This window comes from Rhodococcus sp. GB-02, from assembly GCF_053470465.1.
Genome location: NZ_JBPUKE010000004.1, coordinates 160,723 through 177,063, shown reverse-complemented (window position 1 = coordinate 177,063; position 16,341 = coordinate 160,723). Strand labels below are relative to the sequence as shown.

Genomic DNA, 16,341 nt, shown 5'->3' with positions numbered 1-16,341 from the left:
GTCTCACCCAGCCTGGAGCGAAAGCGCCGCGAGCTTGTCGAGAATGTCCTGCATCGACTCGTCGTACACCGTCGCAGACGGCGTGGCCTCCACCGCGGTAGCGACGAAGGACGATCCGAACACATCGATGCGGGAGAAGCCGAACCCGACGACACCGCGATGTCGGCCGACGGGCGGTATCGGGTCGACGCGGTACGACATCGCGGGGCCCACCCACACCGGAATCCCAGCGATCGAACCCGAACTCGTGTGGTGGGCGTGACCGCACAGGATCATGCCTACATCAGATCCAGCGAGAACGGCCTCGAGATGCTCTGAGTGCTGCAGCCGAAGAGAATTGACCGAAGTGACCGGTGACGGGATCGGTGGGTGATGCAGCACCAGGATCGTGCCGCCGGGTGCCGGCTCGGCAAGAACGTCGGTCAGCCACGACAGCTGGCTCGGCTCGAGCCGGCCGTCGTGTCTCCCGGCCGTCGTGCTGTCCAGAACGACGATTCGGACTCCACCGATGTCGAAGACGGAATCCACGGAATCCACGGAATTGACGGGGCCGTCGGGCGACGGCGGCGCGATCAATTCGTGTACGAACGCTTCGCGATCGTCGTGATTGCCCATTGCATAGATCACGACGGCACCGAGAGCGTCGGCGGCGGGAACGACCGCCTCGCGCAACCGGCGGTATGCCTCCGGGTCACCATCGTCGGTGAGATCTCCCGAGAGAACCAGGGCGTCGATGCGCTGCCCCGAGTTCACCAGTCGGTCGAGGACCGTGTGCAGGTTGGCGAGCGTGTCGACGACACCGTGCACCGTCTCACCCTCTCTGCGAATGTGTGTGTCCGTCAACTGAATGACGGTGAAATCAGGTCCAGCCATCTCGTGTCCTTTTCTTGGGCGGCTTCGGCAGGTGGGCGACGGTCTACTGAGCAGGGAGAAGAGCTGTGCCCTGATCGCGGGCGGCCTCCAGCGTCGGACCCGGATCCGCACCCTGATAGACGATCGACTCGACGGCGTCCATCATTCCGTCACGGATCTGCAGATAGTTGTTGCCGGGCATGGAGACCCACGGCTCCATCGACTCCAGCTGCTTCAGGTTCGGCCCGATCAGCGGGCTCTTCGATGCCCAATCCTGAAGTCCCTCGGGATCGTCGACGAGCCCGGTGCGCAGCGGAAGGTAGCCGATGCCCTGCGAAATTGTGGTGTAGGACTCCTCGCTGGTCAAGAACTTCATGAGTTCCCAGGACGCACGCTGCTTAGCGGGGTCGGATGCGAACGTGAACAGCGACGCACCCGAGTTGGTGGGAACGACAGGCTTGTCACCGAAGGACGGCATCGTGGTCGCACGCAGATCCCATTTGTCCTTGGCGCCCTTGGTGAACGTCCCTTGTATAGCGCTGGTTTCGAGAATCATCCCCATGTCGCCGCGAGCGAAGGCCTCGTATCCCTGCTGCTGACTCAATACCGGCGTCGCTCCGTCGGCGACCAGTTTCCGCGCCATCGTCGTAGCTTCGACGGCCGCCTCGTCGGCGAATTCGAGAGACGTCCGATCCTCCGAGATGACGCGTCCGCCGTTCGATCGGATCAAACTCTGGTAGCACCAGTCCTTCGCGGACTTGGTGAGGCAGTCGAGGTACACCCCGCCCTTGCCGGTCCGGTCGGCAATGGTCTTCGCCGCCTCGCCAACCTCGTCCCAGGTCGAGGGCGGATCGGCAGGATCGAGACCGGCCTGCTCGAAGAGTGTTGCGTTGTAGTAGAAGACGGGCGTGGAGAACACGAACGGGATGCCGTACGTGGTCCCGTCCCAGTCTGCGAGCGTGCGTGCGGTGGGTGCGTAGGCGTGCTTCGTTCCGTCGAAGTTCTTCTGAACCTCGTCCTTGCCGAAGAGTTCGTCGAGGGATCGCGCTCCCAGCTGGTTGATGGTGAAGTCCAGGTCGCTGAACCCGAGCTGTGCAATGTCCGGGGGTGCGCCCGCGACGGTCTGGTTCTGAATGCTCGACACAGTGTCCGTTGCGGGGTTGGGGCTGTTGCCTTGCGGCTTCTGCGCTGTGACGGTGATGTTCGGATGCTGCTTTTCGAATTCGCCGATCAGGGTGTTGAACGTGTCGGTCCACGCACCTGCCAGACCGTAGTTGTAGCTCTCGAAGACAATCGAGACCTGTTGGTCGTCGGTCAGTTCGGGCACCGGTTGGGAAGCAGATGTGGTCTCCGTCGTCGTCGTGCTGCCGAGACCGCCACACGCAGTCAGTACGAGTGCGCTCGTCATGAGCGCACCCATGCCGAGAAGGGTTCTTTTCATTGTTGCTCCTGGTGAGAGTGGGTACGGAAGGAATCGGGATCTAGGAAGTGAAGACTGGGATACCCGTCTGCCGGGCGGTGACATCGGTGTCTGCAACTGCGGTGTCGGCAACCGCGTCCTCGGGCTGCCAGACCAACCGGCGCCCGGTGTCGCGGTCGAACAGATGAAGGTCGAACTTGTCCAGGCCGAGGTGGACCGTATCGCCGGGTCGTACGCCGGCAGGCCGGGACACTCTGGCGCACAGGGCATTAGGCCCCACACGTACATGAACGAGTTCTTCGCTCCCGAGGTTCTCCACGGTAGCGACCGTGGCCGGGGTGCCGACGCCGTCGTGGCGGAGAACGATACGTTCTGGGCGAACGCCGATGGTCACGCTGCGAGCAGCGACTTCGTCGGCCGAGATGCCCAGTGGCACCGAAAGATCGGCTGCCTCCGCGTATAGTTCGCCGCCTCGGCTCACCACGTCGGCCGCCAGGAGATTCATCGGCGGCGCTCCGAGGAAGCCTGCCACGAACGTGGACCGAGGGGTGTCGTAGAACTCGGTCGGAGTGCCCACTTGCTCGACGCGCCCGTCGTTCATCAACGCGATCCGAGACGCCATCGTCATGGCTTCGACCTGGTCGTGGGTGACATACAGGAAGGTGGTGCCGATCCTTCTGTGCAGTTCGATGAGTTCGGTACGCGTCGCGCTCCGCAGTTGTGCGTCCAGATTGGACAGGGGTTCGTCCATCAGGAATGCGCCCGGTTCGCGAACCATCGCTCGCGCCAATGCAACTCGCTGCCGTTGCCCGCCGGACAATTCGGCCGGACGCCGCGCGAGTAGTGGGGTCAGATCGAGGATCGACGCCACCTTCGCCACGCTGTCAGCGATGGATTGTCGCGATAGCTTGCGGGTGCGCAACGGAAATCCGATGTTCTTGGCGACGGTCAGATGGGGGTACAGCGCGTAACTCTGGAAGACCATCGCAAGATCTCGTCCACGTGGGGGTGCCGAGGTGATGTCGTTGTCGTCGAGCAAAATCTGCCCCGACGTCGGTTGGGTCAGGCCGGCCACCATTCGCAGGAGGGTGGACTTGCCGCACCCGCTCGGCCCTAGAAGGACCATGAATTCGCCGTCCGCGATGTCGAGACTGACGTCGTGAATCGCATGGGTGGTACCGAACTTCTTCGATATCGATTGGAGTTGGATTCGACTCACTGTGTGTCTCCTTGCTGTGCACGTGATCCGTGGGAACATGCCAACACGCCGTTGTGTACTCGAGGTGAACACCGGCCGCCGCGGTCCTGTGCCGGGAGCAATGACGATGCGTGGACCTGGGCCGATAGAATCTTCGGGTGCGTGCGATCGCCGTCACCCAATCGCCGAGAAGTTGATTCCGGCGGTGGCCAGCCAGGATAGGCGTATTTTATCGCCGGCGACCGAAAGTGTCTTCGCTCGACAGCAATTCGTATTCTGAGCATACGATCTTCGAGTGACTTCGGATAGTGACATCTCCCGAACCGATATTCCCGCCAACCGGCCCGAACTCCGCCGGCGGGCCCTCCTGCGGGGCATCTGCGCGGTGACGTTCATCGTCTACCTCGACACCAGCATCGCTCCGGTAGCGATTCCGACCATCGCAGACCGCCTGGATGGCGGAGACACTGCGGCGCAATGGATTCTGGACGCGTACACATTGGCATTCGCGTGCCTGCTGTTGTCGGGCGGGCTGCTCGGCGACCGATTCGGCACTCGGCGCATGTTGCTCGGTGGCACCGGCGCGTTCGGGCTCGCATCGATCGTCTGCGCCCTCGCGCCGACCATGAGCGTGCTGATCACGGGTCGCGCCTTGCAGGGCGTGTGCGCGGCGGTCATCGTTCCCTTGTCCGTCGCGGCGTTGACCACGCACTTTCCCCGCCCTACGGCCCGGGCGAAGGCCATCGGTCTGTGGGGTGGCACCGCGGGGGTTGCGCTTGCACTGGGACCGCTGGTCGGTGGGGTGCTGGTGTCGTCGGCGGGATGGCAGTCGTTGTTCTGGATCAATGTTCCCATCGCGGTGTTCGCGTGGGGTGCCTTGCGGATTTCTCTGCGCCACAAGGAAAAGCCGCGTAGCGGTGGTATCGACGTCCTCGGCCAGGCCTTCTTCGTAGCGGCAGGTGTCGGCGCCACACTCGCGCTGGTCGAGGGCCCGCATCGCGGCTGGGCGGATCCGTTCGTGCTGGTGACCTTCGGGGTTGCGGCGCTCTCTGCGGCGGCGTTCGTGGTGTGGGAGCGCCGCACCGAGTTGCCGATGTTGCCGCCGGGACTGCTCCGCATCCCCGAAGTTCTCGCTGCATGTGCAGTCAATTTCCTCGGATTGTTCGGCCTCTACGGCGTGCTGTTCATCCTGACGCTGTACTTGCAGGGGGAGCGAGGCCTCAGTCCGATCGCGACGGGCCTGCAATTCCTCCCGCTCTTCGGCGCAATGGGAATCGGATCGCTGAGTGCGTCGTACATTGTCGGTCGGCTCGGTACCCGTCCGACGATGTTGCTCGGGCTCGGCTCGATCTGCGCCGGGATGCTGGGTCTGTTGTCGATCCCGGCGGGCGCACCGTTCGCCGTCTACGGAGTCGCTCTCGCCTTGCTCGGGATCGGCATACCGCTCTCCGGCGGTGTCGTCGCGATTGCCGCGATGATGAACGCGGTTCCGGCGGAGTCGGTGGGTGCCGCATCAGGCGCAATGAATACGTTCCGGCAGTTCGGCGCCGTGTTCGGCGTTGCCGCTGCGGCCATCGCGTCGCCGCGCGTGGGGGACGAGGTCACGTCGATGTCGACGACGTTCGTCATCGCTGCGGTGGGAGCCCTGGCGGGTGCGGTCCTGACGGCCGTCGTGCTGCGGCTGTCAGGACCGCGCGAATGAAAGATCAGGAAGCGGTTGTCGCGACACCCGCCCGAATCCACTCGGACGCGACCCGAGCGATCACCGGTGAATCCTTGATCCACTCGAAGTGATCGCGGTGGGTGACCGGGGAATCACCGTCGATGTGCCACCGGGACACCGCGGCCGCCTTCATCTTCGATTCCAGGAAGTCGACATTCGATTTGGGACCCAGATGGTCGTCGGCGAGCGAGATGGCCAGGACCCGGGTAGTCATCTCCGCAAGCAAGCGGTCGTAGTCACGGGACGTTCCGGTGGGTCGGTAGTGACTGGTCAGGGAGTGCCGCGACCAATCGACCATGACGCGCCCGGCCATGGCCCCCGGAATCAGGACGCCGCCCGGCCAGTGTCCTTTGACCCGTGCGACCAAGCCGATCCACTGGATGTCGCGCAGCGCCTCGAACCACCGTCGGATACCGAATGCGCGCCAGTAGACCGTCCCGGTGCCGATGACCGTGACACTGTCGACCACTCCCGGTTCGGCCGCCGCGTAGAGCAACGACAACTGACCGCCGAGACTGTGTCCGAACAGGTGCAGCTCACTGTCCGGAAACTGTTCTTTCACCGCCGCGGTCACGGCGGGAAGATCGGTTTCGAGCATCTCGCGGTAGCCGAAGTTCGGCTGATCGAGCAGTGCCGGTGTGCTTTCACCCTGTCCACGAAGATCGCACAGGGCGACCGACACTCCCTGTGCATTCAGGGCTTTGGCGAGATGCATGTAGTGCTTGGCCTTCATGACCATGGCCGGGAGGATGAGAACCACCGGAGCCGACGGGTCTGCTGCCGGCACCAATCGAACCGTGAACGTGATTCCGCCCGCGACCTCGACGGGCAGAGATTCGAGCAATGAGTATTCGGAGGGGCGCCGGGCCGGCGTCTCCTTCTCGGCACCCTGGGGGCCGCTCGGTGTTCCCGAGGTTGTGGACATCGGTTAGACCTGCCCGTCGGAGACGACGACGTCGCACACGTAGTCGAAGGTGAACTTGGCGACGGTGACGTCGTCGTCGTTCACCATCAGCGCTTTGCCGGTGAGCTCGAAGCGTGCGTCGGACTGGGCGGCGAGGATGGCTCGCATCTCCCGCTCGTCGACGGTTGCGATCGCACGGATATTTCCCGAGGCGGGCTTGCGATACGTCGAGCTCGCCGAGCGCACGACGAGACTCTCGACGACGTACAGCCTCGTTGCGGCGGCACCGACGAACGCTACAGCTCCAGCGATATCTGCTGCGGTGAACAGCGCGCCCGCGTGGACGGTGTTCATGTGGTTGACCACGTGGGGTTCGCGCGGAATCTCGACGACGGCTCGATCGGGGCCGATCTCGGTGACAATGGTCCCTACGTGTTTTCCGAACGGCACGAGGGAGTTGGACACCGATCGAAGGTGCTCGAAATCGGGTGCACAGCCGTCGATGTCACCGAACGCTGCTGCGAAAAGTCCGACCCGATGGCCTGTGGTGGACGTGGAAGTCGAAGTGTACACGATGAGCTCCGTTCTGTTGTGTGTGAAGAAGTGGGTCAGCGGAAGGGGCGCAGCACTCGGCGGGCTATGGACCACCGCAGGACCTCCGACGGGCCCTCGTAGATGCGAAACGCGCGTGCCTCGACGAGGAACCGGGCGACAAGGTGGTCCTCGCAGACGCCGAGGCCTCCGTGGAGCTGGACCGACCGATCGAGAATTCGCCACACGGCCTCCGAAACGAAAGTCTTTGCGATGGAGGCGCTGTGGCGGGCGCTGGAGGAATCGGCACCCTCGGTGTCGATGATCTCCGCAGCTCGGCGAATCAGACCGCGTGACGCTTCGATGTCGATCTCGCTGTCGGCGACATGGGCCTGTGCCATTCCATGGTCGGCGATGGGGACGCCGAACGATGAGCGACCGACGATGTGGCGGGCGGCCATTTCGTGGGCACGCACGGCCAGGCCGAGCCAGTTCATGCAGAAGACCAAGCGGGACGGTGCGAGCCGGACCCCGGCGTAGAGCATGCCTTTCCCTTCTTCGCCGAGTACGGCGTCGGCGGGGACCTCGCATTCGGTGAACTGCATCTCGCAGTGCCCACCCGGAATGCTGTGGTCGAGCGTCGGCATGCGCCGTCCGACGTGCAGACCCGGGTTGTTCTGGTCGACCATGAACATCGTGGGACCGTTCGGGGTGACTGCCATGACGATGGTGAAGGCCGCGCCGTCGGCTCCCGTGGTGAAGTGTTTGGCACCGTCGATCACCCAGCCCGAATCGGAGCGGCGCGCCGTGGTCCGCAACATCGATGGATCAGAGCCGGTCCCGGGGGCGGGTTCGGTCATCGCGATGGACGAGCGGACGTCTCCGGACGCCAGAGGGGCCAAATAGCGTGCGTGCTGTTCTGGCGTGCCGGCGTGCTTCAACAAGTGGATATTGCCGTCGTCGGGCGCCGACGCATTGACCGACAACGGCCCCAGTAGGCTCGCGCCCGACGCCTCGAGGACGCGGGCCTGAGCACGCGTGGACAGCTGCAGGCCGCCGTACTCGGTATCCGACAGGGGGCCGAAGACACCGGCGTCCTTCGCCTTACGCTGTAATTCAAGACGCATCTCGTCGTCGACTACGCGGCCCTCGACGATGACCTCTCGCTCGACGGGCAGAACGTGTTCCTGCACGAAGGCCGCGGTCCTGGCGACCAGCAGGTCGACTGTCTCGGGGGTATCGAATCTTTGGATGCGATCGATGTCTCGTTCGACGGTTGTCATGGCGTCAAGTGTCGGGCGGCGGGTCGTGCGAGCGGGGCCGCGATAGGCGACGCCGATCGCACGACATCAATGGGGCCCACGGCGTGCGAGGGTCACGATGTTCGCCCAGCCTGGGGTGTGCGAGACGTCCACGACCGAAGGAGCAAGAGTGTTGGAAGCCGGTATGTTCACAGTGGTCGTCGTCGGACGTTCGGATGTCGCTGCGGACGTGATCGCACTCGAACTCGCGTTACCCGACGACGGTGACCTGCCCGGGTGGAATGCAGGCGCGCACGTGGATATCGGTGTCGGCGGTGATGACGTCCGGCAGTACTCCCTGTGTGGCTCGACAACGGAGAGGACTCGGTGGCGCATCGGGGTGCTGCGCGAGCCGAACGGGCGTGGTGGGTCGGCCTACCTCCACGACCGTGCACAGATCGGATGCACCCTCCAAGTCTCGTTGCCGCGCAACAATTTTCCCCTCGTCGACGCTTCAGCGTACGTGTTCGTAGCGGGAGGGATCGGAATCACCCCGATACTCCCGATGATCGCCGCCGCCGAGTGTGCAGGTGCGCAGTGGCAGCTGTACTACGGGGGGCGCACCCGCGCCTCCATGGCGTTCGTCGACGAACTCGCCGCGCATGGAGACAAAGTTGCGATACTCCCGCAGGACGAAGCAGGGCTGCTGCCGCTCGCCGACATCGCTCGGACCGCCGGTGCCGAGACCTGCGTCTACTGCTGCGGACCGGAGCCGTTGCTCGCGGCGGCAGAACAACACGGTAAGGGTGCCCTGCACGTGGAACGGTTCGCACCGCGTCCCATTGTCGTCGAGGAGCCGGACTCAGCATTCGATGTACGTATCGTCAGCACGGGCGACGTCATCCGAGTCGGCCCGGACCAGGCGCTGGTGGACGCACTCGAACGCGCAGGCGTCTCGGTCGTTACCTCCTGCCGAGAAGGGACCTGCTCGAGTTGCGAGACAAAGGTGCTGGGCGGGAGCCCGATTCACCGCGACTCCGTTCTGAGCGACGACGAACGTGAGCGGAGCGAATCGATGATGGTGTGCGTCTCGAGGGCCGCTGTGTCACCGGTCCTCGAGCTGGATCTCTAGACGAACTCGCCCCGCAGGTAGCGGGCCTTGGCGTTGGCTCGCATTAACTTGCCGTTGCTGGTCTTCTGCAGTCGCTTGTCCGTCATCACCAGCTCACCCACCGTGAGTCCTTGCTCGCGAGTCACTGCCTCCCTCACCGCAGACGGACTCACGTCGTGATCAGCGGTGGTCTCCGCAGCAATCACTAACTTTTCGATCCCGTGGGAGTCGGCAATCGCGAATGCCGCGCATGTCAGGGACTTCGGCCCCTCGACGTGGATCCGCACGGTGTTCTCGATGTCATGCGGGTAATAGTTCTTCCCTCGAACGATGATGTCGTCCCTGATGCGTCCGACCACCTACAGTTCACCATCGACGACCGCGCCGAGGTCACTTGTACACAGTTCCTTCCCGATCTCGCTGCGGCCCCAGTAACCGGGGCTCAGTCGTGGACCGGAAACACGTATCTCGCCGATCATGTTGTCCGCAAGCGACTCGGCTGAGTTGGGATCCGCTATTCGGACGTATCCGTCGGTGGCTTGCGCGGACAGCAAGGCTCGCGGGAAGAAACGCTCCCACGGTCGTGGGCGGATACGAAATATGGTCTCGATCGATCTTCGAGGAGCTGCGGCAAACGATCGTAGTGAGCCCGGGCACCTGGAGGGTGACCTCGTGTTCGGAATCCGCCCGTCAGCGGTCGCGAGGCTGGTGGATCGGCAATCACGCGTCACTCATGTGGTGGCATTGCCGGGCGGGTACCGGGCCGAGACGGTAGAGGACGCTTTGATCACTTACCTGAGCAGGTTGGCTGCGCACCTACGTCGTTCGCTGACCTGGGATCGGGGACGAGAAATGGCCGAACACGAGCGCATCACCGCAACCCTCGACATGCCCGTCTACTTCTGCGCCCCGCACCTTCCGTGGCAACGCGGGACGAACGAAAACGCGAACGGATTGCTGCGGCAGTACCTGCGCAAGAACGCTGACCTGCGCAGTTTCAGCCAAGATGACCTGAATATGATCGCGGCCAAACTCAACGATCGACCTCGGCGAGTGCTCGACTGGGACAGCCCACGCCGGCGAGAGGAACGGGTACTCGGTTCCTGCGCAACCGGATAGCGAAGCCGGCCGCCGATGACGGTTGGCATGATGGGGCATGGCTGCCACCGGACTTCCCGAACTCGATGTCGCGCGGGTCGTGAAGTATTGCGCGAGTAGGGTTCCCGATCGTCTGCGTCATGAGATTCGGGTCGAATGCGACATCGCACCCCGTCATCTGACGATCTGCGAATGCCGGCCGCCGTGGCGGGAGGACCTCGGCCCTGAGTGGACGCGTTTCCCGATCGCCCGGCTGCATTTCAGCGGGGCCGAGTGGTGCGGACTGCCGAAAGACCCTGTCACTGCGAGTAGGTGCCCACGGTCTGGGCGAAGGTCATCATCAGTTCGTGAGCCCAGAGCTCACGAGTGCTGTGTGGGCGCTCGACATCCGCATCCGTAAAAGAACTGCCCCGCAGGTACAAAGACTCTACGCACTGGATCGGCCGTCCCCGACACTGATGACGGGTAGTCGATCGGCTACCCGGCGCCCCGATATCGCACCGCGTCCACATCGTGCGTTTGTACAGAACGGAATGTCGACTATGCAGGAACAGGGAAATTCAGTAAACGGATCCATGGGCGCCGCTCCTCCTACGAACAGTTTCCAGGTTCAGGGAGCTGAGGTAACTGATGCGGTGAAAAAGCTGCTACATGATGGCAACGTCCGACGAATTGTGGTGAAAAACGACCATGACCAAACCATTTTCGAGATTCCGGTCACGGTTGGCGTCGTGGTAGCCATAGCGGCACCTGTTCTGGTCGCAGTTGCTGCCGTCGCCGCTGTGGTGAAGGACTGTCGAATCGAGGTTCATCGCGAGACCGAAGAGATACCGGTCTCCTGACAGTGTTGCCGATTACCACAGACCCTGTCCGCTCCCTCAGTTCATTCCGCCGACGAAGGAACCCATATGCGTAGGCTTGCAGCAACTGCGGGAGCCGAGGGGATGCGCGATCGCAGTCCGCAATTTCACGTGAGTGCCGGAGATGGGGAACGCGAGGCCGTGGCCTGTGTGATCGATACATGGCCCGGAGCGATCTGCGCCGCTCCGACAGCGCCTGCGCAACCGAATTCTGGTAGGTCATGATGAGCCACACGATCGAAGTTCGAGAGCTCAGCAAGAGTTACGGCGACAAGCTTGTGATCGACAACCTGTCTTTCGACGTCGAATCCGGTTCAGTGACAGGGTTTCTCGGGCCGAACGGGTCGGGCAAGTCCACCACGATGCGATTGATCGTCGGGCTCGACCACCCAAGTCATGGACATGCCCACATCAACGGCGTGAACTATACCCAGCTCCGTCAGCCCTTACGTGAAGTTGGCGCACTCCTGGATTCCGAGGCTGTTCACCCAGGTCGATCGGCGTACAATCATCTGCTCTATCTCGCTCAAACACAGTCCATTTCGAGGCACCGTATCGATGAGGTCCTCGATCTCGTCGGCCTCCGTGACGTCAAGGGAGAACGTGCGGGTTCCTTTTCGCTCGGTATGCGCAAGCGTTTGGGAATCGCAGCAGCACTCTTGGGGGATCCGACGACCTTCATCATGGATGAACCGATCAACGGATTGGATCCAGACGGCATCTTCTGGATGCGATCCATGATGAGGCACCTCGCAAGCGAGGGAAGAACTGTGTTCGTCTCCAGCCATCTCATGGGCGAAATGGCGCAAACCGCTGACAACCTCGTCGTGATCGATCACGGAAAACTGATAGCACAGTGCACCACCAAGGAATTGGTCGCTCGAAGCCGCCACACCTCCGTGCTGGTGAGGTCATCCGATTCGCCGGCACTCGCCGAACGTATCGCCTCGGCCGGGGGGCATACCGGCGCGCGTGATGACGGCGCACTCACCGTGCGTGATATTTCCGCTCAGCGTGTCGGCGAACTCGCCAATCAGCATCACATCGCGATCTACGAGCTGACACCGGAAGTGGCTACGTTGGAGGAAGCGTTCATGAACCTCACCCACCCTGCAATGACGCCCAACGAGCGGTCGCTGGTGCCTCTCGCCACAGGAAGCGCCGCGAGATGAGTATCTCCGCGTTTCATGACGAACCCGCTGCGCCTGCGCAGCACCTCAGCGGCCTGAATCTTGTGGGATTGCTGAAATCGGAGTGGACCAAACTCGTATCGCTCCGGTCGGCGATCTGGTCCCTGTCGCTGCTGGTTGTCGTCACTGTCGGTTTCACTGCGCTGTTCACGTGGTTTACCGTGTCGTACTGGGACAGAGTCGATCCGCTTGCCCAAATGCAGATTGTGGCCGACCCTACTCGCCAGATTCTCGGCGCCGGTTTTCAGCTCGGACAGCTGGCGGTGTGTGTTCTCGGCGTTCTGGTCATGACCAGCGAGTATGCCAGCGGAACGATCAGAGCGAGCCTGCTGGCGGTTCCTGCGCGGATACCTGTATTGGCCGCCAAGTCCGGACTGTTCATGGTTGTGGTCTTCGTGGTCGGCGAGCTCGCGGCCTTTCCGGCGTTCTTTGTCGGATCGGCGGTGATGGGGTCGCGCGTATCGGTGTCGTTGGGTGATCCGGGTGTCCTGCGAGCCGTAGTCGGTGCGGGTCTGTACCTTTCGGTGCTGGGAGTAATGGCGATCGCGATCGGTGCACTCGTCCGCCACACTGCGGGAGCCGTCACCGGCATCATCGGTTTCGTTCTCGTTTTGGCGCCCCTGGCTCAGCTGCTGCCCGGCAGTATCGGGCAGCACATCCACGCCTATTTACCCTCTCAGGCCGGGAGCTTGATCGCCTCACCGAAGCAAGCCCCGGGGGACCTGCTCTCGCCATGGCAAGGTTTCGGCGTCGCGGTGATCTGGACAGTACTCTTGATCGGCTTCGCCGGTTACATGCTCAGACGTCGAGACGCGTAGGCCGCACCTAAAACGGGTGTCGAACCGATTCGAAGACAAAACAATTGAGGCTTCCGTGACGACCATCGACCACAGTCCTGCACATATGCTGCCAATCGTTGTGACTACTGTATTCGCCGCCGACCCAGAAGTGCTCCACCCGCTGGTCTGGTCGAGTGCTGCTTTCGCGGTAATCGGTGCAGTCGCGGATCCGACTACCACCTATGCAGAGGCGCGGCCGAAAGTCGCGTCGACGACAGCGGGGTGCACAGGCGAGTTAAGTGCCCGAGGGGCCTGTAGCGAAACCAGCCGCGTCTCGGCTGGGCAGCACGAGGATGTGGGCGCGGAATGAACGAGGCTGTGGAATCGATCGGCGGTGCTGGTCTCATTGCTTTTCACATACTTGCATCGAGGCCGTTGCGTCGGTGGAGAACTGGCTGGGGTGCGACGGCATCGGAGATCGCAGAGACGCTTCCCGGCGATGAGTTCGTCCCGAACGCGGCATGGTCGTACACACACGCGATCACTGTCGATTCCGCGGCAGATCAGTTGTGGCCGTGGATGATTCAAATAGGCCAACAACGTGCGGGTTTCTACAGCTATCGCGGACTGGAGAACATGGTGGGATGTAACATCACGAGTGCGGCAGGTATCAATCCCGACTTCCAACTCCTCGAAGTGGGTGACAAGGTAGTTCTGCACCCGAAATCACCCCCTCTGACCGTGACGATGATCAAGCGCGGCACGACAATGGTTCTTCTCGGCGAAGGCCCAGACATATCCGACCATGCTCTGTGGTCGTTCCATCTACGTCCCATAACCTCGGACAGAACACGACTGATCGAGCGGGGGAGATACTCACATGGACAGTCATTGACCAGCCGCCTTGCTTTCGGATGCTCGATCATCGAACCGGTAGGTTTCGTGATGAGCAGGAAAATGTTGCACACACTCCGCGCGAACGCCGAAGCGATGGCACGCTAGATCGAGCCCGCTGCTCAGCTGGCGCGGCCCTCGAACCTGTCGACGAGACGACATAGCAGGCAGGGCGCCGTCAGAGAGAGTGCCCTGCAGACTTGTCGCTGGCCTGACACCATCTATGGCAAGTGACCGGCCAGTGGCGGTGTCGACGGCTTTCCGGTTGCGAATCATGCGACGGTGGTTACCCGCGGAAGCGGGCAGCGATCACCTCGCGTGGGAACTGCGTCGGGCTCGGATACGCGATGACGATTCTGATTCCGTCCGGGTCGCGTCCGTCGAGGAGCGTCAGTCCGTCGGACGTCGAGACCGATGCCGACGGGTCGTGCACGCGCATTCGTTCCGCTATCTGTGTGAACTCGTCTTCGGTGTCGGTGGACCACATGATGTAGAGGACTCCGGTGACGCCGGCATCGACTGGACGAAATGCAGACTTCGCGTGCATGTAGATCTGAAATCCGTCAGGGGTCAGGAGCAACGCCGAGTCCGGCGTGCGCAGGCCCGTAGTGCAGGAGAACACATCACGATAGAACTGCACAGAACGATCCAAGTCGCGTACATGCATCATCGACGACGACACCTTCATCTCGGTCCCCTTCCTCGGACGTGATTCACCAGCGGCAACTGTGGGCCACTGTCCTGTGTGAACCTTCCCTCGCTCTCGCGCCCGAGGATGTGAACACAGATTCTTTGCTCCGCCAACGGTGACCTAAAAAATTGTGGCTCAATGTTTTTCGGAACGGCACCAAATGGACTGTCGCGCTTCCGCTCCGCGACGGCTCTCACCGCAACCCAGCGATAGCGCGATCGTAGACACCGGTGGACGCCTTCGTGAGGTGGGTCAGTGCGTGGGTAAACGGATTGTGTTGCATGGCAAGGACGCTCGCACGCCAACGTGAGTGTGAAAGATGCCCATCCGGGATTCCTCATCGCCGTTCTGTCGTTCATCGCGTGACCGCCGTGTTCTTTCAGTGTGCTCGGTTGCTGCCCGAGCCGAGTAGGGCCGAAAGACCGCCATGGACACATAGGCCCGGAATTGCACTGCGGCCCGGCGAAACACCGGTGACGGCACCGCCACACCAGTGGCAACATGCATGGCCGCACCGCCGAAGCGGTAGCGGACCTCATCGCTCTTACGGTGATGCCAGTGCTCTCCTGCGGTGATTCCAGTGAGAGATTCGATGATAGGCGGTGCGGAAATGGGAATCATCGGTAAATGGGCGGCCATGAGTGCAGGAAATCAGGGGCCCGAACCTTTCGGGGTGTTTAGCATTCGGGGTCCTTCGACCTGCCGGGGTGACCTCTGACCCTACTTGAGCTGTGCTTGGTCGCGGGAGCATCAGTAGGTGCGGCGCCGAGATCGGCTGTCGGCTTTTCGAGTCCACCCCAATCCGAGGATGATCGCGATGAAGGCAGCAGTAGTGACAGAGTTCGGAGCACCCCTGGTCGTCCAGGATATTGCGATCCCAACGCCTGGACCGGACCAAGTTCTGATCAAGATCCAAGCCTGCGGACTGTGCCACACCGATATTCACGCGGCGAAGGGCGACTGGCCCGCCAAACCCACTGTCCCATTCGTGCCCGGTCACGAAGGTATCGGAGTGATCGAAGCGGCAGGAGTGAATGTTTCCCACGATCGTGTCGGTCAACGTGTCGCAATCGCATGGCTCGGTTCCGCGTGCGGTGAGTGCGACCACTGTGTCTCCGGATGGGAGACACTGTGCGAGAAGCAGCAGAACAGCGGATACTCCATCGACGGGGCTTACGCCGAATATGCTGTGGCACAAGCACAGTACGCGGTTCGTGTTCCCGATTCGATCTCGTCGTTCGATGCTGCCCCGCTCACCTGCGCGGGTGTGACCACGTACAAGGCGGTCAAGGTCGGTGGGGTGAGGCCGGCGCAACGTGTCGCGATCTTCGGTGTCGGCGGGTTGGGGCATATGGCAGTTCAATACGCCAGGATCGCCGGAGGTTTTGTCACCGCGATCGACATCGAGGACGACAAGCTCGAGCTCGCCGCGACATTGGGGGCGGACCACACTGTCAACTCACTGACCGAAGACCCTGTCGAAGCGATCCAGAAGCTTGGCGGTGCGGATGTCGCGATCGTGTTGGCGGTCGTTCCGAGCGTCTTCGACCAAGCGTTCCGCTCACTTCGGCGCGGGGGCCGACTGGTCTGTGTTTCGATGCCTGCGCATGGTGTGTTTCCGATCCCGATCTTCGACACCGTAGTCGGGGGTATCTCCGTTCTGGGATCGATAGTCGGCACACGTGAGGATCTGCGTGAGGTGTTCGAGCTTCATGCCGCCGGAAAAACCACCGTATCTGCAGTTTCGCGCAAACTCGACGATGTTAACGAATGCTTCGACGACATTCTTGCTGGCCGTGTCACTGCGCGCTTGGTGTTCGAATTCTAGTGACGGTGAAACGATTCGGAC

At 62.3% G+C, this 16,341-nt stretch carries 17 protein-coding genes; 9 read left to right on the top strand and 8 right to left on the bottom strand.

Translation table 11 applies throughout. From position 1 onward, the window contains the following. Nucleotides 1-3: 3 nt before the first annotated feature. The 3 genes from ACSW29_RS25695 to ACSW29_RS25685 are packed head-to-tail and all read right to left on the bottom strand — an operon-like array spanning nucleotide 4 to nucleotide 3,491. Complete coding sequence (locus tag ACSW29_RS25695) at nucleotides 4-873, bottom strand: metallophosphoesterase (RefSeq protein WP_317829236.1); 870 nt, start codon at nucleotides 871-873, stop codon at nucleotides 4-6. Nucleotides 874-916: 43 nt separating this feature from the next. Continuing rightward, the gene (locus ACSW29_RS25690; RefSeq protein WP_448278622.1) at nucleotides 917-2,293 is read right to left on the bottom strand and encodes an ABC transporter substrate-binding protein; all 1,377 of its coding nucleotides are present in this window, start codon (nucleotides 2,291-2,293) and stop codon (nucleotides 917-919) included. Between the two features lie 40 nt (nucleotides 2,294-2,333). Next, complete coding sequence (locus tag ACSW29_RS25685; protein WP_448278621.1) at nucleotides 2,334-3,491, bottom strand: ABC transporter ATP-binding protein; 1,158 nt, start codon at nucleotides 3,489-3,491, stop codon at nucleotides 2,334-2,336. A gap of 274 nt (nucleotides 3,492-3,765) precedes the next feature. Between ACSW29_RS25685 and ACSW29_RS25680 the strand changes: the two genes are divergently transcribed. Then, nucleotides 3,766-5,172, top strand: a complete 1,407-nt coding sequence (locus tag ACSW29_RS25680) for an MFS transporter (protein WP_230813336.1) — start codon at nucleotides 3,766-3,768, stop codon at nucleotides 5,170-5,172. A 4-nt stretch (nucleotides 5,173-5,176) separates the two neighbouring features. Here the strand turns inward: ACSW29_RS25680 and ACSW29_RS25675 are convergent, their stop codons facing one another. The 3 genes from ACSW29_RS25675 to ACSW29_RS25665 are packed head-to-tail and all read right to left on the bottom strand — an operon-like array spanning nucleotide 5,177 to nucleotide 7,911. Beyond that, on the bottom strand, nucleotides 5,177-6,118 hold the full coding sequence (locus ACSW29_RS25675; protein ID WP_317829233.1) for an alpha/beta hydrolase family protein: 942 nt from the start codon (nucleotides 6,116-6,118) through the stop codon (nucleotides 5,177-5,179). A 3-nt stretch (nucleotides 6,119-6,121) separates the two neighbouring features. Beyond that, nucleotides 6,122-6,670, bottom strand: a complete 549-nt coding sequence (locus ACSW29_RS25670) for a PaaI family thioesterase (protein WP_448278620.1) — start codon at nucleotides 6,668-6,670, stop codon at nucleotides 6,122-6,124. 35 nt (nucleotides 6,671-6,705) lie between these two features. Further along, on the bottom strand, nucleotides 6,706-7,911 hold the full coding sequence (locus ACSW29_RS25665) for an acyl-CoA dehydrogenase family protein (RefSeq protein WP_448278619.1): 1,206 nt from the start codon (nucleotides 7,909-7,911) through the stop codon (nucleotides 6,706-6,708). A 148-nt stretch (nucleotides 7,912-8,059) separates the two neighbouring features. Here ACSW29_RS25665 and ACSW29_RS25660 point away from each other — a divergent pair, with 148 nt between their 5' ends. Then, nucleotides 8,060-9,001 carry a PDR/VanB family oxidoreductase gene (locus ACSW29_RS25660; protein ID WP_448278618.1) on the top strand — a complete coding sequence of 314 codons (942 nt, stop codon included), beginning with the start codon at nucleotides 8,060-8,062 and terminating at the stop codon, nucleotides 8,999-9,001. On the opposite strand, the gene ACSW29_RS25655 is transcribed toward ACSW29_RS25660, so the two are convergent. After that, a complete protein-coding gene (locus ACSW29_RS25655) occupies nucleotides 8,998-9,339 on the bottom strand; it encodes a hypothetical protein (RefSeq protein WP_448278617.1) in 342 nt (113 codons plus the stop codon). The genes ACSW29_RS25660 and ACSW29_RS25655 overlap by 4 nt on opposite strands. Before the next feature lie 118 nt (nucleotides 9,340-9,457). Between ACSW29_RS25655 and ACSW29_RS25650 the strand changes: the two genes are divergently transcribed. From ACSW29_RS25650 to ACSW29_RS25625, 6 genes are all read left to right on the top strand, one after another. Further along, nucleotides 9,458-10,099: an IS30 family transposase gene (locus ACSW29_RS25650; RefSeq protein WP_448278616.1), complete on the top strand. Its 642-nt coding sequence runs from the start codon at nucleotides 9,458-9,460 to the stop codon at nucleotides 10,097-10,099. 37 nt (nucleotides 10,100-10,136) lie between these two features. Further along, complete coding sequence (locus ACSW29_RS25645) at nucleotides 10,137-10,478, top strand: DUF3024 domain-containing protein (RefSeq protein ID WP_448278615.1); 342 nt, start codon at nucleotides 10,137-10,139, stop codon at nucleotides 10,476-10,478. A 142-nt stretch (nucleotides 10,479-10,620) separates the two neighbouring features. Beyond that, complete coding sequence (locus ACSW29_RS25640; RefSeq protein WP_283569274.1) at nucleotides 10,621-10,920, top strand: DUF4342 domain-containing protein; 300 nt, start codon at nucleotides 10,621-10,623, stop codon at nucleotides 10,918-10,920. A gap of 239 nt (nucleotides 10,921-11,159) precedes the next feature. Continuing rightward, complete coding sequence (locus tag ACSW29_RS25635) at nucleotides 11,160-12,110, top strand: ABC transporter ATP-binding protein (protein ID WP_448278614.1); 951 nt, start codon at nucleotides 11,160-11,162, stop codon at nucleotides 12,108-12,110. Then, nucleotides 12,107-12,946: a hypothetical protein gene (locus tag ACSW29_RS25630; RefSeq protein WP_448278613.1), complete on the top strand. Its 840-nt coding sequence runs from the start codon at nucleotides 12,107-12,109 to the stop codon at nucleotides 12,944-12,946. Before ACSW29_RS25635 ends, ACSW29_RS25630 begins: the two co-directional genes overlap by 4 nt. A 327-nt stretch (nucleotides 12,947-13,273) precedes the next feature. After that, a complete protein-coding gene (locus tag ACSW29_RS25625) occupies nucleotides 13,274-13,909 on the top strand; it encodes a hypothetical protein (protein ID WP_317829225.1) in 636 nt (211 codons plus the stop codon). Nucleotides 13,910-14,087: 178 nt separating this feature from the next. Here ACSW29_RS25625 and ACSW29_RS25620 read toward each other — a convergent pair whose 3' ends face one another. After that, on the bottom strand, nucleotides 14,088-14,489 hold the full coding sequence (locus ACSW29_RS25620) for a VOC family protein (RefSeq protein ID WP_136472369.1): 402 nt from the start codon (nucleotides 14,487-14,489) through the stop codon (nucleotides 14,088-14,090). A gap of 820 nt (nucleotides 14,490-15,309) precedes the next feature. Between ACSW29_RS25620 and adhP the strand changes: the two genes are divergently transcribed. Further along, a complete protein-coding gene (gene adhP, locus ACSW29_RS25615; RefSeq protein ID WP_448278612.1) occupies nucleotides 15,310-16,320 on the top strand; it encodes an alcohol dehydrogenase AdhP in 1,011 nt (336 codons plus the stop codon). The last annotated feature ends 21 nt before the right edge of the window (nucleotides 16,321-16,341 follow it).

Bases quoted from the DNA above. Each gene is read 5' to 3' on its own strand.
- ACSW29_RS25695 (WP_317829236.1), bottom strand. From the start codon at position 873: ATGGCTGGACCTGATTTCACCGTCATTCAGTTGACGGACACACACATT.
- ACSW29_RS25690 (WP_448278622.1), bottom strand. From the start codon at position 2,293: ATGAAAAGAACCCTTCTCGGCATGGGTGCGCTCATGACGAGCGCACTC.
- ACSW29_RS25675 (WP_317829233.1), bottom strand. From the start codon at position 6,118: ATGTCCACAACCTCGGGAACACCGAGCGGCCCCCAGGGTGCCGAGAAG.
- ACSW29_RS25665 (WP_448278619.1), bottom strand. From the start codon at position 7,911: ATGACAACCGTCGAACGAGACATCGATCGCATCCAAAGATTCGATACC.
- ACSW29_RS25650 (WP_448278616.1), top strand. From the start codon at position 9,458: ATGTTGTCCGCAAGCGACTCGGCTGAGTTGGGATCCGCTATTCGGACG.
- ACSW29_RS25645 (WP_448278615.1), top strand. From the start codon at position 10,137: ATGGCTGCCACCGGACTTCCCGAACTCGATGTCGCGCGGGTCGTGAAG.
- ACSW29_RS25640 (WP_283569274.1), top strand. From the start codon at position 10,621: ATGCAGGAACAGGGAAATTCAGTAAACGGATCCATGGGCGCCGCTCCT.
- ACSW29_RS25635 (WP_448278614.1), top strand. From the start codon at position 11,160: ATGATGAGCCACACGATCGAAGTTCGAGAGCTCAGCAAGAGTTACGGC.
- ACSW29_RS25630 (WP_448278613.1), top strand. From the start codon at position 12,107: ATGAGTATCTCCGCGTTTCATGACGAACCCGCTGCGCCTGCGCAGCAC.
- ACSW29_RS25625 (WP_317829225.1), top strand. From the start codon at position 13,274: ATGAACGAGGCTGTGGAATCGATCGGCGGTGCTGGTCTCATTGCTTTT.
- ACSW29_RS25620 (WP_136472369.1), bottom strand. From the start codon at position 14,489: ATGAAGGTGTCGTCGTCGATGATGCATGTACGCGACTTGGATCGTTCT.
- adhP (WP_448278612.1), top strand. From the start codon at position 15,310: ATGAAGGCAGCAGTAGTGACAGAGTTCGGAGCACCCCTGGTCGTCCAG.